Source organism: Flavihumibacter sp. CACIAM 22H1, assembly GCF_001601815.1.
Classification (GTDB): domain Bacteria; phylum Bacteroidota; class Bacteroidia; order Chitinophagales; family Chitinophagaceae; genus Flavihumibacter.
Genome location: NZ_LUKG01000038.1, coordinates 26,211 through 41,019, shown reverse-complemented (window position 1 = coordinate 41,019; position 14,809 = coordinate 26,211). Strand labels below are relative to the sequence as shown.

Annotated in this window: 13 protein-coding genes; 7 read left to right on the top strand and 6 right to left on the bottom strand. The window is 47.1% G+C overall.

Annotated features, from left to right (window positions below; genetic code table 11):
* The 6 genes from A1D16_RS11960 to A1D16_RS11935 all read right to left on the bottom strand — a co-directional run.
* Nucleotides 1–225, bottom strand: a 225-nt coding sequence (locus A1D16_RS11960) for a hypothetical protein (RefSeq protein WP_290709744.1), incomplete at its 3' end; no start/stop codon positions are given.
* A gap of 37 nt (nt 226–262) precedes the next feature.
* Complete coding sequence (locus A1D16_RS11955) at nt 263–580, bottom strand: DUF6660 family protein (protein ID WP_290709742.1); 318 nt, start codon at nt 578–580, stop codon at nt 263–265.
* An 11-nt stretch (nt 581–591) separates the two neighbouring features.
* On the bottom strand, nt 592–1,308 hold the full coding sequence (locus A1D16_RS11950; protein WP_290709740.1) for a nucleotidyltransferase domain-containing protein: 717 nt from the start codon (nt 1,306–1,308) through the stop codon (nt 592–594).
* The gene (locus tag A1D16_RS11945) at nt 1,215–1,691 is read right to left on the bottom strand and encodes a nucleotidyltransferase domain-containing protein (protein ID WP_290709738.1); all 477 of its coding nucleotides are present in this window, start codon (nt 1,689–1,691) and stop codon (nt 1,215–1,217) included. Before A1D16_RS11945 ends, A1D16_RS11950 begins: the two co-directional genes overlap by 94 nt.
* Entirely contained in the window at nt 1,648–2,037 is a 390-nt protein-coding gene (locus A1D16_RS11940) for a nucleotidyltransferase domain-containing protein (RefSeq protein ID WP_290709748.1), read from the bottom strand. Before A1D16_RS11940 ends, A1D16_RS11945 begins: the two co-directional genes overlap by 44 nt.
* A complete protein-coding gene (locus A1D16_RS11935; protein ID WP_290709736.1) occupies nt 2,025–2,438 on the bottom strand; it encodes a nucleotidyltransferase domain-containing protein in 414 nt (137 codons plus the stop codon). Before A1D16_RS11935 ends, A1D16_RS11940 begins: the two co-directional genes overlap by 13 nt.
* A gap of 147 nt (nt 2,439–2,585) precedes the next feature.
* Between A1D16_RS11935 and A1D16_RS11930 the strand changes: the two genes are divergently transcribed.
* The 7 genes from A1D16_RS11930 to A1D16_RS11900 all read left to right on the top strand — a co-directional run.
* Entirely contained in the window at nt 2,586–6,686 is a 4,101-nt protein-coding gene (locus A1D16_RS11930) for a hybrid sensor histidine kinase/response regulator transcription factor (RefSeq protein WP_290709734.1), read from the top strand.
* A 96-nt stretch (nt 6,687–6,782) separates the two neighbouring features.
* Complete coding sequence (locus tag A1D16_RS11925; RefSeq protein WP_290709732.1) at nt 6,783–9,863, top strand: TonB-dependent receptor; 3,081 nt, start codon at nt 6,783–6,785, stop codon at nt 9,861–9,863.
* A gap of 35 nt (nt 9,864–9,898) precedes the next feature.
* Nucleotides 9,899–10,864: a RagB/SusD family nutrient uptake outer membrane protein gene (locus A1D16_RS11920; RefSeq protein ID WP_290709730.1), complete on the top strand. Its 966-nt coding sequence runs from the start codon at nt 9,899–9,901 to the stop codon at nt 10,862–10,864.
* Nucleotides 10,761–11,573: a RagB/SusD family nutrient uptake outer membrane protein gene (locus A1D16_RS11915; RefSeq protein ID WP_290709746.1), complete on the top strand. Its 813-nt coding sequence runs from the start codon at nt 10,761–10,763 to the stop codon at nt 11,571–11,573. The genes A1D16_RS11920 and A1D16_RS11915 overlap by 104 nt, the downstream gene beginning before the upstream one ends.
* 19 nt (nt 11,574–11,592) lie before the next feature.
* Nucleotides 11,593–13,137, top strand: a complete 1,545-nt coding sequence (locus A1D16_RS11910; RefSeq protein WP_290709728.1) for a glycoside hydrolase — start codon at nt 11,593–11,595, stop codon at nt 13,135–13,137.
* A gap of 30 nt (nt 13,138–13,167) precedes the next feature.
* Entirely contained in the window at nt 13,168–13,806 is a 639-nt protein-coding gene (locus A1D16_RS11905; protein WP_290709726.1) for a hypothetical protein, read from the top strand.
* A gap of 37 nt (nt 13,807–13,843) precedes the next feature.
* Nucleotides 13,844–14,809, top strand: a 966-nt coding sequence (locus tag A1D16_RS11900; protein WP_290709724.1) for a glycoside hydrolase family 97 N-terminal domain-containing protein, incomplete at its 3' end; no start/stop codon positions are given.

Here is a 14,809-nt window from a genome sequence, read left to right as displayed (position 1 = left end):
GATATGGCTCACCACAAATTGTTGAGCGCCTGCAGGCACCTGTTCAAAGTACACCAGGCCCTGCGCTCCGGCAAGCCGGGTTAGCTGCTGCTGTTTCAACAAAACGCTGGCGCCGGGCAGCACTTCTTTCGATTCGCTGTTTTTAATAATTGCTTTATAACTATACTGCGCATGAGCTGTCAGCACAAGGCAGCACCATATAATGCCTGTGAAAAGGTATTTCATGATACTTCATCTCCGTTAATAAATAGGATTATCCGAATTAAACAACCGGTTGTAGCCGCGGAGGCTGAAAGAATCCATGAACATACTCTGCAGCGCTAAACGCTGTTAAGAAGGATTGATGAATAGGTGTAGTTTGTGGCAGTGGTTGAATAGAGAGCGGGCGGATCTGATGGACAAAACCCACGCAGGAGCCACAGGTAAAAAAGGGAGAACAGGTTCCGGAATCAGTATCTTCCTCCGGATGCGTGCTGGTGCTGATGGATGCGTCCTCTCCACAACTATCTGCTGAACAGCAGGGTATAAGAGAAGCTGCCATCACCAGCACCGATAAGAATAAAAGCAACCATTTCCGCATTCCTGCAAAATTTATGAATCGTGCTTATTCAAAAAAATAAATGATTGCACCCCTGTTGCAGTTGAATAGTAGTGGCTGCGCATTTCAACCAATAATTGTTCGGTGGCATCGGGATGGGGTGCTTCCGGCAAATCAGCCTTCTCATAACAGGCAGGCAACTCTGCGTGCAGTTCCTGGGCCATCTGCAACAGTTCATCATAGGCATATTGTCCGTCTTTTATAGCCAACAGAAAAGCCCTATCGCCCCGCCGCACATTCAGGTTTCCTTCTGTAGCAATTTCTTTTGCAACCAGCAGGAGCCGGAATACATGCATCATATTTTTTGCATCATAGTTTTTTCCATGTCGCATAGTATTGGCATAGCGCTCCTCATTTCGCACAGCTACCCAATGCCAATATTCTTTATACTTTTTACAATAAGCAGAATACCCGTCTTTGTTAAAATAAAGCAGGGCAATAGGAGTGCTGCCCTGCGGTATAGAACTAAGGCAAATATCATTGGCTGTTTCTTTTCGTACAATACCGGAATAGTTGCCGGCTGCAGACCAATACAGTTGATAGGTATCTCTGAAATGAGCAATTGCACTTAACCCCAGTTCTTCCTGTTTAAACCCCATTGCCTGCAAATATTCGGTTAATGGAAGCGCCTGCCTGCTTTCATACACATAACAAAAATCCAGCACAGATTTTTTCTCCTTTGCAATAGGATTGATGATTTTTTTCTCCAACCCGTAGGCTTTTTTATTTGCGTAAATGCATACTGGGCGAAACTCTTTTCACAGAGTTTTGAAAGAAATTGCGCAGGCTTTATTTTATCCATGATAACATGTCGGTAAAGTATGCAATCAGCAGGCATTGCCAACAACTCCATCATGGTTGGGTTATTCCTGTTTAGCAGCTCCAGGAATCGTTTTAATTCATAATAAACGATATCATTGGTTTCATTAGAAACCTGCGGTATATAGTCCATACCCAGCAGGTACTCCAGTGGAAGCATAAACACTCCGCGGATATCGGTATCCGATTTATCTGATGCAAGCCCGTAGGCCCTGCTGCCCGCAATGGTTTCAAACAGCAGCCATCCATTGGCTTTTACCTGCTCCGGTGTCATACGATCTTTCCAGCATTTGAATAAAAAAATCATTTAAAGAATGCATACCTGCCTGCGATACACCTAAGTATTCTTCCTTGGCCTTATCCAGCAACGCCAGCTTGTCTTTCGCCCATTCGTGTAACTCATCTTTCTGGTGAAGGTATTTTTCACCTACTGTTGCTTTAAGACGGATCAGCTGTCGTATTTTCTCCGCTGTTTCCGTTTCGATATAACAAAATAATGGTTCAATTTCCATTGGTACCACGGCTTTATCCTTTGTTATCCAGATACAGGACAACAAAGACCTAAGCAGGTAGAAAAAACTCTTAAGCTTATACCGATCGGCTTCTCTTAATCCTCCCAGAATTTTGTGGCCAGCGAGTAATGGTGAAAAAAAACAGCCGTTGGAGAATAGTAGGTTTGAATCAGTTCATTAAAAGCAGCTGAAAAATTTTTATCGAGGTAAATGATGGGCGAATTAAATCGTTCCACCAAGGGCACATTCGATTTCTTCAAAAGCTGTAAACTTTTTCTGAGATCCCATCCCGTTATATCAAGATCTCCGTCCATAAACTCAATGGTATCCTTTTGTTCATGCAAGGCTAAATACCAGTTTTTGGGATGCTGATAAATAAACCGGACGTCATAGTCACTATCGGGCGAAGGAAAACCCCAGGCACGGCTACCAGTTTCACAGGCATATAAAATTTTTACCTGGAATTGCTCTTCAACCTGCAATAAACTACGCCGAATGTTTTCCTCCATAATTGCTTAAAAGTTAAATCTGGTAAAGTATCGGATAATAATAAGTATAAAAATAGTGGTTACACCGAATTATCAACCTATTCTGGGGATCTCATTCAGTAGATTACTTATTTTTAATGAAGAGGAACCAACTGCTTACCAATTACGATGAAACTGCCAGGTATTTTTCAGAAATTCTTTTGCTGCCTCTGCCTGCTTATATATGGCGGGCTGGCAATGGCCGCCGATCAGCCCATAAGCTATATTGGTATTGAACAGGGGTTATCCAACAATGCTGTAACAGCCATTTACCAGGATAAAAACGGGTTCCTGTGGTTCGGCACTTATGATGGGCTAAACCTTTACAACGGCTACAGCATCCAGGTATTTCGTAACCGTATTGGAGACAGCACTACACTTACCAATAATAATATTTATGCCATACAGGGCGATGCCCTGAACAGGATCTGGACCGGCAGTGAAAAAGGCGCCTGCGTTTACCAGCCGGCTAATGGCCAGTTTATTCCGCTTTATTACCTACCACAGGCAAATAGCAAGCCGGCTCCACTTCGAATTGGGGTACACTGTTTTGCCACTATCGGCAGCCAACGAATGCTGGCCGGAAGTAGCCAGTATGGCCTGCTCGATTATGCAGAGGATTTAGCCCCTGCCGCCTCTGTTCCATTGGAAACCCCCGATGGAAATACCCAATACATGGTTTCTGCCATTGAATATGACAGTGCCCGGCAAAAAATATGGGTTTTTGTGCAACAGAAAGGATTGTACCTCTACGACCCTGCCAGAAAACTATTACACCTGCAGAGTGACCAGATACTACAGGCAAAATCATTAAAAATAGCCAGCGATGGAAAACTATGGCTCGGCAACCATGAAGGCCTCTTTAAATATACGGCTGCCAGCCGCAGCTATACGGCCAATGCCGTTCCAAACGGCACCAATGTAGCCCACCTGAACCTGGATAAAAAAGGTATACTCTGGATCGGTACCGATGGAAACGGCCTCTGGAGTTTAGAACCCGGGGCGCTTAAAGCAGCGGCCTACCTGGATGCCGATGGCAGATCACCCCTCAACAGTAATTCAATTTTTGCCGTTTATTCCGACCTGCAAAACCGTAAATGGATCGGCACCCTGCGGGGCGGTATCAATATGATTGATTCCCGCATCTTCCCGTTTCAGCTGATACTGCGAAAACAGGCGGAAAAAGAAAGTCCGGTTCAGAACTTTATCCTTTCGCTTTGCGAAGATCCGGACCAGAATATCTGGATCGGAACAGATGGGGCGGGCCTGCGCTACTGGAACAGGAAGCAACACAGTTTTACCGATTATACGTATAAAAGAAACCAGCCAGGTGGCATCAGCAGCAATTTTATTACCAATATTATGGTGGCTTCCGATGGCGACACCTGGGTATCGACCTGGTTTGGTGGCATAAACCGAATTCACCACGGCACCCGCACCATCCGGCAATACAGCTGTTACAACCCGGTATCGCGCATGACAGAACCCCATGCCTGGATCGTGTTCGAAGACCGCCACCAGCAGATCTGGGCCAGCACCACCAACGATGGGGCGCTCTATTCCTTTAACAGCAGTACCGACCGTTTCGAACTTTTTGATCCGGCTATCACGAACCTGCAAAGCCTCTACGAAGACCCCGATGGACAATTATGGGGAGGGAATTATTCGGAGATCATCCGCATAGACCGCCGTTTAAAAAAACACCAGCGATTTGCCATGGGCAATACCGTACGTTGTATTTACCAGGATAAACGCGGCAATTTCTGGCTGGGTACACAGGGCGGCGGCTTATTGTTGTTTGATAAAAAAACGGGCACCTATAAACGCTTTACAACCGACGATGGGTTGCCCAGTAATTCCATTTTGCGCATCCTCGAAGACGATCACCAGGTACTTTGGCTGACCACCTTTAATGGCTTATGCAAATTTGATCCGGTTACCGGTATTACGCAAAATTTCACCCATACCGACGGGTTGCAGAGCAACCAGTTCAGCTTTAATGCGGGTATCCGGCTGCAGTCGGGCGAAATGGTGATCGGCGGCATTAAAGGCCTCAACCTTTTTCACCCGGATAGTGTGCGGTTTGGCACTGCTTTTCCACCACTTTTTTTATCGGGCCTTTCCGTCAGCAATAAATCTATGGACGAAAGCCGCGCATATCTTACCCGCCAGTCGAATTCCGCTATGCAGGAACTGACCGTGCCCTTTGACCTGGCCAATATACACCTTGATTTCCTGGGGCTTGATTATTCTTTCCCGGATAAAATCCAGTATGCCTATATGCTCGATGGTTGGGATAAGGACTGGAATTTTTCCAAACAGCAACGAACGGCTACCTATATGCGTTTACAGGAAGGCCGTTATACATTTAAAGTAAAAGCCACCGGTTTAAACGGGCAGTGGGGAGCGCCGGCCGACCTGCTTACAATAATTATTCTTCCGCCCTGGTACCGAACCGGCTGGGCTTACCTGTTTTACCTTATTGCCGCCATTGGTTTAATCATTGGTTATTCCGTATACGCCGCCCGGCAGGCCCGCCTTATTTACGAGGTTAAACTGGCTACCCTGGAAAACCAGAAGGAAAAAGAACTGCACGAGAAAAAACTCAGCGTTTTTACCCAGGTTTCGCATGAATTCAGAACACCCTTAACCCTTATTATCAACCCCGTTAAAGAATTACTACAGCAAAAAAACAACCAGGAAGCGCAGCAGGAACTGAACGTCGTATACCGGAATGCCCGTCGCTTGCTGAGCCTGGTAGACCAGCTCCTGCATTTCAGGAAAGCCGATAGCGGGGGCGATGAATTGTTTGCCAAAGACTATCCCATCCACGACCTCTGTTCAGATATCTACCAATGTTTTGTACAGGAAGCCAAACTCAAGTCCATTGCCTACCAGTTTATTGACCGGCTGAACGATCCTTCCCAGAAAATTGCCATTGACAAGGAAAAAATAGAAATGGCGCTTTTTAACCTCTTATCCAACGCTTTCAAGTTTACCCCTGCCGGCGGAACCATTCGCCTTGAAATTGGGCAGGAGCAGCAGGAGCTACTGATACTTATTGCAGACAGCGGCCATGGCATTGCCCCCGAAGAGCAGGAAAAGATCTTTAAAAACTTTCAGCAGGCAGGGCTGCGGAACAAACAAAAAACAACCGGTTTTGGCATCGGCCTGTTCCTGGTACACCACTTTATAAGTCTGCACAACGGTAGTATCAGCTGCGAATCGGAAACAGGCAAAGGCAGCCGTTTCCTGATCCGGCTTCCGCTGCATACCCTGCAAAACAAGGAAGCACTGTACAGCCCTTCAGATTCCGGTTTGCACAAAGAATGGATGCAGGAACTGCCGGAAACAAGGCCAGAGAACGAACTGCATGATACAGACCCCGCCATCGCCGACCCGGTTGAAAAAATAATTACAGAACGAAAACAGGTGTTGCTCATAGATGACAATATCGAAATCCGCACTTATCTTAAAAATACACTGGGCAAAAAATACCTGATTCTGAGCGCCTCTAATGGTGAAGACGGGTTTAAGCTGGCCACCGAACGCCTGCCCGACCTGATTATCTGTGACATTAACATGGAGGGCATAAGCGGACTGGAATTCTGCCGGCAACTCAAAGCATCTTCCTATACCAGCCATATTCCCCTGATTTTATTAACCGGCGAAACCGGTACAGATATGCAGGTACAGGGCATGGAAGGGGGCGCCGACGACTATATAACCAAGCCCTTTGAGCTGGATGTGCTGGTGGCGCGTATGGAAGCACTGCTTCGCAGCAGGTCTTTATTGCACCAGTATTTCCTGGATGAGGTTACCCTGCAAACCAACCCGGCAAAAGTACCTGCCGAATACCAGCATTTTTTACGCCGCTGTATGGAAGTAATTGAGGAAAATATTGACAATGAATCTTTTACAATAAAACAATTTGCACAACAAATGGGTATGAGCCAATCGGGCCTGTACCAGAAAATCAAAACCATCTCCGGCCAGTCGCTTAATTCCTTTATCCGAACCATCCGGTTACGGAAAGCAGCCGTGCTGATGTTATCAGATAACCTGAATGTAAGCCAGGCAGGTTTCCAGGTAGGTTTTGCCGACTCCCGTTATTTCAGGGAACAGTTCTCCAAACTATTTGGCATGAACCCTTCTGATTACATAAAAAAATACCGGGGCAGTTTTAACCGGGAATTCACCAAAATTGTCAATTTACCCCCCGTAAAATAGGGTTTTACCCCCCATTTCAGGCTGTTTTTGAGGCTAAACTTGTATCACTAAAGCCCATTGGCGATAGTATTCATTCACTTCAAAACAGCTTGCTTTATGGAAAGATTGCTTTCTTCCGGTCGGGTCCTCCGACTCTTTGGATGTATGTTCCTTTTTCTAATTTCGGTACCGGTGCTGGCGCAACAGCTGGTTTCCGGTCGGGTCGTTTCGAACGGCCAGCCCGTATCCGGGGCAACCGTTCAGCTCAAAGGGGCAGCACTGAGTGTGCTGACCGACCAGGACGGCCGGTTCTCTCTACAGGCCCCTGCCAACGGGGTGTTGATCATTACACATATCGGCAATAAAACACAGGAACTGGCCATCAATGGACAGTCTGATTTGTCGGTAAACCTGGAGGTTGATAACCAAAACCTAGGCGAAGTAGTGGTGATCGGCTATAACTCGCAGAAAAAATCAAACCTTACCGGCTCCGTATCCGTAGTAAAAGGCGCCGATATCGTAAAAAGTCCACAGCCCAATATCTCCAATTCCCTGGCCGGCCGTTTTTCAGGTTTAGTGATCAATAACCGCAGCGGAGAACCCGGTTATGATGGTTCCAGCTTTACAATCCGCGGACTGGCTACCACCGGCAACAACGATGTACTGATTGTGGTGGATGGGGTACCCGGACAAATCGGCGGACTGGAACGATTGAACCCCAATGACATTGAAAGCATTACCGTATTAAAAGATGCTTCTGCGGCTATATACGGCAGCCGGGCTGCCAATGGCGCTATCCTCGTTACCACCAAAAGAGGAAAAACCGGTAAGCCCTCTATTACCGCTTCCTATAACCAGGGTTTCTCCTCACCTACCCGTTTACCCAAAATGGCCGATGCCGCCACCTACGCCCAAATCAATAATGAAATTGATTATTACAACAACCCCGGTGGCGGTATGAACCAACGGTATTCGGCAGAAGAAATTCAGCTGTTCAGAAATGGCAGCGATCCGCTCAACTATCCCAACACCGACTGGGCAAAAACCACCCTGCAGAAATCTGCCCTGCAATCACAAACCAATATCGGTTTATCAGGCGGTACCGAAAACCTGCAGTATTATGTATCAGCCGGTTACCTGAACCAGGATGGCATTTACAAAAACGGTGCTACCAATTACAAACAGTACAGCTTCCGTTCCAATATTGATGCTGCTATTACCAAACAGTTTAAGGTTGGCCTGTATTTGTCGGGCCGCCAGGAAGACCGCCAGTTTCCAATGGCCGGCGCAGGTGATATATTCCGCACCATTTACCGCGCTTATCCAACCATACCTGCCGTATACCCGAACGGGTTACCCTCTTATGGCATAGAAGGAAACAACCCGGTTTATATGGCCACCGACATTGGTGGATTAACCAAAAACCCCACGCAGGTTTTCAATGGTATACTGAAAGGCAGCTATACGTTTGAATCCGTAAAAGGACTTTCCATAGACGGATTTGTGGCCACGGACAAATCCTGGTCTTTTAATAAGTCTTTCAGCAAACCCTATACCCTGTATTCCTACAACAAGGGTAGTGATCAATATACACAGCGGGTTGTGGGCGGGGCTTCCGGTGCAGCCACGCTTAACCAAAGCCAAACCAACCAAACACAACTTACCACCCATATTAAACTGAATTACCAGCGCAGCTTCGGAGATCATTCCATCAGCACATTTGTGGCGGTTGAGCAAAGCAAGCTTACCCGGGAAGTATTTGGTGCCTCCAGGATAAATTTCCCTACTACACAAACACCTGAACTTTCACAGGGCGGAACAGCCGCCACCGACCGCGACAACTCAGGTAGCAGTTTTGCGTTTACACGTCGCAGTTATATCGGTAAAATCGCGTATAATTTCCGCGAAAAATACCTGTTGGATGTACAGGCCCGCGTAGATGGCTCCTCTACTTTTCCCAAAGGCAGCCAGTATGGTTTCTTCCCCTCTGTTTCTGCCGCCTGGCGAGTAGCTAAAGAATCCTGGTTTCCTCAAAGCAATGTGCTGAACGACCTGAAAATAAGAGCGTCCTATGGAGTGCTCGGAAATGATAATGTGGCACAGTTCCAGTATTTCAACAACTATTCCTTTGCCAATAACTATGTGGCCGGAGGAAGCATTGTACCGGGTCTTGACCTAACGAAGCTGGCCAATCCGAATATCACCTGGGAAGAAGCAGAAAAAATGGATATCGGTATTGATGGGATGTTATTCAACAGCCTGAACTTTGAGTTGATCTATTTCCAGCAAAAACGTTCCAATATCCTGGCTACGCGGAATGCTTCCATTCCCTTTGTTACTGGTATTGTAAACCCTCATAACGCTGCTTCACTGGTACCTTCAGAAAACATCGGGCGGGTAAACAATTCAGGTATTGAAGCCACCATCGGTTATGCAAAAAGACGCGGCGATTTTCGGTACGGCATCTCTACCAATTTCACCTATGCTAAGAATGAAATCATTTTCATAGATGAAGCACCCGGTGTACTGGATTACCAGCAACAAACCGGCCGTCCGTTAAATACCTACCTGCTTTATAAAGCCATTGGAATTTTCCGCACGCAGGAAGACATCAATAAAGTACCTCACCTCAGCGGCGCGCAACCCGGCGACCTGATCTATGCCGATATTAACAAAGACGGGGTTATTAATGCGGATGACCAGACCAGGACGGACTATGGTAATATACCGGAGATTCTGTATGGTGCTGTTCTGAATCTAGGGTATAAGAATTTTGAATTGAATATGGTATTTGCCGGCCAGGCAAGGGTAAGCCAGTATGTTTTACCGGAGGCAGGAACCATCGGCAATTTTTACAGCAGCTGGGCCGATAACCGGTGGAGCCCCACCAATACCAACGGCAGTTTTCCAAGAGTGGATACCCGTGCCTCTTCTTCTGTAAACGGAGGATTATACAATAACAGTTTCTGGTTGAACAATGCTGCCTTCCTGCGTATGAAAAATATTGAACTGGGTTATAACCTGGGCGGCAAATGGATGAGTGCCACCAAAATTCAATCGGCCCGTTTATATGTAAATGCCTTCAACCTTTTCACCATTACAAAAGTGAAGGATTATGATCCGGAAGGCTCGCAACAAAGCGGGCAGTTTTACCCGCAGCAGCGCATCATTAACCTGGGTGCACAGATCAGTTTCTAACGATACCCGATTCAGAAAAGATTAAACTTCAAAAAATGAAATTTCGTTCATTTAAATCAATCGCACTATTCGGGATACTGGCCACACTTGCCGGTTCCTGTAAGAAAGATTTTCTCGATATTAACCCCACCGACCGCTTATCCGAATCTGCCTTACTGGCCGACTCCACTTTATTTGAATCCTTTGTGCAGAATCGGTACCTGGGGGCAAGATTGCAGGAAAAAGAAGACATTCCCGGGTTTGGCCGCGGATTTACCTGGGCTATGTGGACATCACTCACCGATGAAGCCATTTACAACAACGATGATAATACCTGGAGCATAGTACGGGGCTTACTGGCCCCTGAAAACCTCGGCATTGCCGGTACCGTATGGGGCAGAAGCTACCGCAGTATAAGGGAATGTAATTTTGCACTTGGTAATATCGACCAGGTGACGATGAGTGAGCCGCATAAAAACATGCTGAAAGCCGAACTGCGTTTTATCCGCGCCTACCGGTATTTTGACCTGGTTACCAATTATGGCGGCGCCGTATTACTGGGCGATAAAGTATATAACCTGGGCGATAATTTTGATGATCCCGGTGTGTACACCCGCTCCTCTATACAGGAAACGGTCAGTTATATACAGAGTGAATTAACAGCGGCCGCAGCAGATCTTCCGCTTAACAATAACGGCACCAACTGGAAACTCGGGCGTGCCACCAAGGGTGCAGCACTGGCACTTAAAGCAAGGATGGCGCTTTATGCCGCCAGTCCGCTCTATGCCGCCGGCAACTGGGCCGATGCCGCCGCTGCTGCCAAAGCAGTAATGGACCTGAATAAATACAGTATTTACAACGGAGGCTACCGCCAGCTTTTCCTGACACCGGAAAACAATGAAATCATTTTCCAAGCGTTTGTACACCAGGAATGCTTCGCATTTTCCACTGGAAATTGCGTCGGCTCCCAATGGTTATGGCGGCTGGGGGGGCAATACACCCTTACAAAACCTGGTAGATGATTATGAAACCATGGATGGTCATAAAATTGATGACCCTGCTTCCGGCTATGATCCGCAAAACCCTTATGTGAACAGAGACCAGCGCTTTTATCAATCCATTCTTTTCAATGGGGCGGATTACCGGGGAAGAAAAGTGGAGACCTTTATTCCGGGTGGCCGTGATAGTAAGGATGGCAATGAAAACTGGAATACATCTAAAACCGGTTACCTGTTGCTCAAATTCCTGAATGATGCTTACCCGATTGATAACCCCTGGGAAGTGGCAGGCTTTCAACCCTGGATCTATATGCGTTATGCAGAAGTACTGCTGAACTATGCCGAGGCACAAAACGAGGCCGTTGGCCCGGATGCTACTGTTTACAGCGCCGTTAACCAGGTTCGTCAGCGAACCGGTATTGGTATGCCTGCATTACCGGCAGGCTTATCACAGGAAGCCATGCGGGAGCGGATCAGGAATGAGCGCCGCATAGAACTGGCCTTTGAAGAACACCGTTTTTACGACGTACGCCGTTGGAAAATTGCTATGCAAACCGAGAATGAACCAGCCTATGGTATGGAAGCCGTAAAACAAGCCGACGGCAGTATTGAGTATGCCCGCAAAATTGCGTTAACAGGACGCAAATTTGAAGAGAAACATTACTGGCTGCCAATACCCCGTGCGGAGATCCAGGCATTAAATGGAAAAATTCAACAGAACCCTGGCTATTAATCAATAAAACAAATCAGTAATGACAGCACGTGTAAGATGGGCGCTGTTGCTCCTGGGCCTGCAAGCCTGCGCGCAATCGGGCCAAACAGATACGCCACCCGCCAGTTCCACCGTGGAAGTGGTGCTAAATCCTGCCATTCAATACCAGACAATAGAACATTTCGGGGCATCCGATGCCTGGGCCTGCCAGTTTGTAGGCAAATGGCCGGAGGAGAAAAAAAACGCCATTGCTGATTTATTGTTTAGCACCGATACCCTGCGCAACGGAAGTCCGCGGGGTATCGGCCTAAGCCTATGGCGCTTCAATATCGGCGGAGGCAGTATTGAACAGGGCGATGCCAGCGGTATTGGCGATGAATGGCGCAGGGCAGCTTCTTTTATGGATAATAACCGTCAGTTGGATTTCACGCGGCAAGCCGGACAAACCTGGTTTCTGCAGGCGGCCAAAGAAAGAGGGGTTCCTTATTTTCTGGGTTTCGTCAATAGTCCGCCGGTTGCTCTTACCAAAACGGGAAAAGCTTTTGCTAAAGACGGCGAGGCCAACCTGGCCCCCGAATCTTATCAGGCCTATGCCGATTTCCTGGCGGCTACCATTAAAGGGGTAAAAGCTAACACAGGGGTAGAGTTCAGGTATATCAGTCCCGTTAATGAACCACAGAACAACTGGAGCGACGGCGGGCAGGAAGGAAGTCCTTACCTGAACAAAGAAATCTACGGAATTGCGCGGGTCTTGAATGAAACCCTGATCAGAGAGCAGTTAGCAACCAAAATTGTTCTCCCGGAAGCTTTTGAAATCAAATACCTGCTGGCGGAAGAGGATAAACCAGGCAGAGGTGCACAGATCCAACAGCTGTTTAGCGAAGGGGCAGCATCGTATGTAGGAACGCTGGAAAGGGTTGAAAAAAGAATAGCCTATCATAGTTACCTGTCTTCTTCGCCCAATCAGCGGGCCCTGCAACTTAGAACGCAATTGGCGGAACAGGTTAAAAAACTACCCGATTTCAATGTATGGCAATCTGAATATTGTGTGTTGGGCGACAATGAAGGAGAACTTAAAGGAGAGAAAAGAGACCTCGGCATGAATACCGCACTTTATATAGCCAACCTTATGCATAACGACCTGGTATATGCGAATGCAACTGCCTGGCATTGGTGGCTGGCGGTATCGCCGTACGACTATAAAGACGGGTTGATTTACGTAGATAAAAACAAAACAGACGGCAATTATTACATCAGTAAGCTGCTCTGGGCCATGGGTAATTACAGCCGGTTTATTCGTCCTGGTATGATTCGTACCGAAGCATCGCTGAAAACTACCGATGAACCGGTTACCGTAAGCGCTTATATGCATCAGGGCAGCAAAAAGATGGTGGTTATACTCATCAATAATAGTGAAAAAGAACTGGCCGTTGAAGTCAAAAACGATCAGGGAGCAGCCATTGTTTTAGCAGGCAAATACAACTATTACTGTACTTCTGCCACGGCCGATTTGCAAAAAAACAGCATTACTGGAAGCAGCCTGCGTTTACCCGCAAAATCTATCGTTAGCCTGGTAGAACAATAACCGGATTCTTCCAACTTCAAAACACCACGCGTGGACCAAGTTTATATGGAAGGACGACTTCCCTGGGTACGGTATGTTCACCAGATATCCGGCGCCCTGTTAGCAGTGTTTATCCTGCTGCATTTATCGAACCATTTATTTGCCCTCTTCGGACCCAATATGCATATACAGGTTATGCACTTGTTCCGGAAACTCTACCGGTTTCCTCCCATTGAAGGATTGCTGCTGGTAACCGTGCTGACGCAGATCATTACCGGCATCGGCCTTGCTTTTCATAAGTGGAAAAACCAGCCGGCTATGGTAAAATTACAGGTAGCAAGCGGACTGTATTTGTCGCTATTCCTGGTCTACCACCTCTGGGCAATAATAATGGCCAGGTTTGTATGGCTGATCGATTCTGATTTTTTCTTTGCCAGTGCTGGTTTACAGGCTGGCCCATCTGCTTATTTTTTCTTTCCCTATTATTCGCTGGCGGTGTTTTCCACTTTTGTACATATTGCTACCATACATTATAACAAATCAATGCATGCCCTGCAGTTAAAGCAGGCGGCGGCTCCTGATCTGAAACGGATTAAACGACAAACAAGCGGAATACTACTTGCCGGTTTGCTGGTAACCACTTTGATTATGCTGGGGTTATGTGGTTACCGGCTTTTTTCCGACATTTAATTGTTTCATTGACATTTATTAATGAATTCCGCCATTTATGCTTTTTACCCGATTGTTTGTAGTAGTATTCTACCTGGGTTGCTTTTCTGCAAACGCGCAGGAATTGATAGTAGCAAGCCCGGACCAGCGCCTGCAGGTAAAAGCCGGTATAAAAAACGGTGAACTTTATTACCAGGTATTTTCCGGGAAAAAAGTCGTCCTGTTGCCATCCCGGTTAGGGCTGCGATTAAAGAAGCAGGACTTTTCCGGCCAGTTAACATTGCTGCAGATTGGTGATACAGAACCCGTCCGGGATGACTATACCATGCTAACCGGTAAAAAATCGGTGGTACACTACCGGGCCAACAAAAAATCAATCTGGTTAAAAAACCGCAGTGGCAAAAAACTGGAACTGGTTTTCCAGGTATCCAATGACGGACTGGCATTCCGTTATCACCTGCCCGATGGCGGAAACCAAGAGGAAGTAGCGGAAGAACTAACCAGTTATCATTTTCCGGATACCAGCCGAAGCTGGCTGCAACCGATGAGTGAAGCCAAAACCGGGTGGGAGCAGTCGAATCCTTCCTATGAAGAAACTTATTTTCCCGATCAGCCGGTGGGCGCCTTTTCCAGGGCGGGGTGGGTATACCCGGCCTTATTCCGATCCAATGCCAGCTGGGTGCTGATTTCAGAAGCAGCTGTCGACAGCCAACATTGCGCTAGCCGTTTGATAAATGATCCGGGCAGCAGTAACTACCGGGTAGGTATACCCGATTTACGCGAAATTTTCCCGGGAGGCCGTTTGTTGAGCCAGGTAAACGGTAACTGGTACTCGCCCTGGCGGGTGCTGGCCATCGGATCGCTTTCCACAATTACCAGCTCTACCCTCGGAACCGACCTGGCATCCCCTTCCAGGCTTAAGGACCTTTCTTTTATCAAAGGCGGGCAGGCCTCCTGGAGCTGGATCAATTCAAAGGATGACAGCATTGTATACACGGAGCAGAAAAAATATATAAGCTATGCG

Bases quoted from the DNA above. Each gene is read 5' to 3' on its own strand.
- A1D16_RS11955 (WP_290709742.1), bottom strand. From the start codon at position 580: ATGCGGAAATGGTTGCTTTTATTCTTATCGGTGCTGGTGATGGCAGCT.
- A1D16_RS11945 (WP_290709738.1), bottom strand. From the start codon at position 1,691: ATGACACCGGAGCAGGTAAAAGCCAATGGATGGCTGCTGTTTGAAACC.
- A1D16_RS11935 (WP_290709736.1), bottom strand. From the start codon at position 2,438: ATGGAGGAAAACATTCGGCGTAGTTTATTGCAGGTTGAAGAGCAATTC.
- A1D16_RS11930 (WP_290709734.1), top strand. From the start codon at position 2,586: ATGAAACTGCCAGGTATTTTTCAGAAATTCTTTTGCTGCCTCTGCCTG.
- A1D16_RS11925 (WP_290709732.1), top strand. From the start codon at position 6,783: ATGGAAAGATTGCTTTCTTCCGGTCGGGTCCTCCGACTCTTTGGATGT.
- A1D16_RS11920 (WP_290709730.1), top strand. From the start codon at position 9,899: ATGAAATTTCGTTCATTTAAATCAATCGCACTATTCGGGATACTGGCC.
- A1D16_RS11910 (WP_290709728.1), top strand. From the start codon at position 11,593: ATGACAGCACGTGTAAGATGGGCGCTGTTGCTCCTGGGCCTGCAAGCC.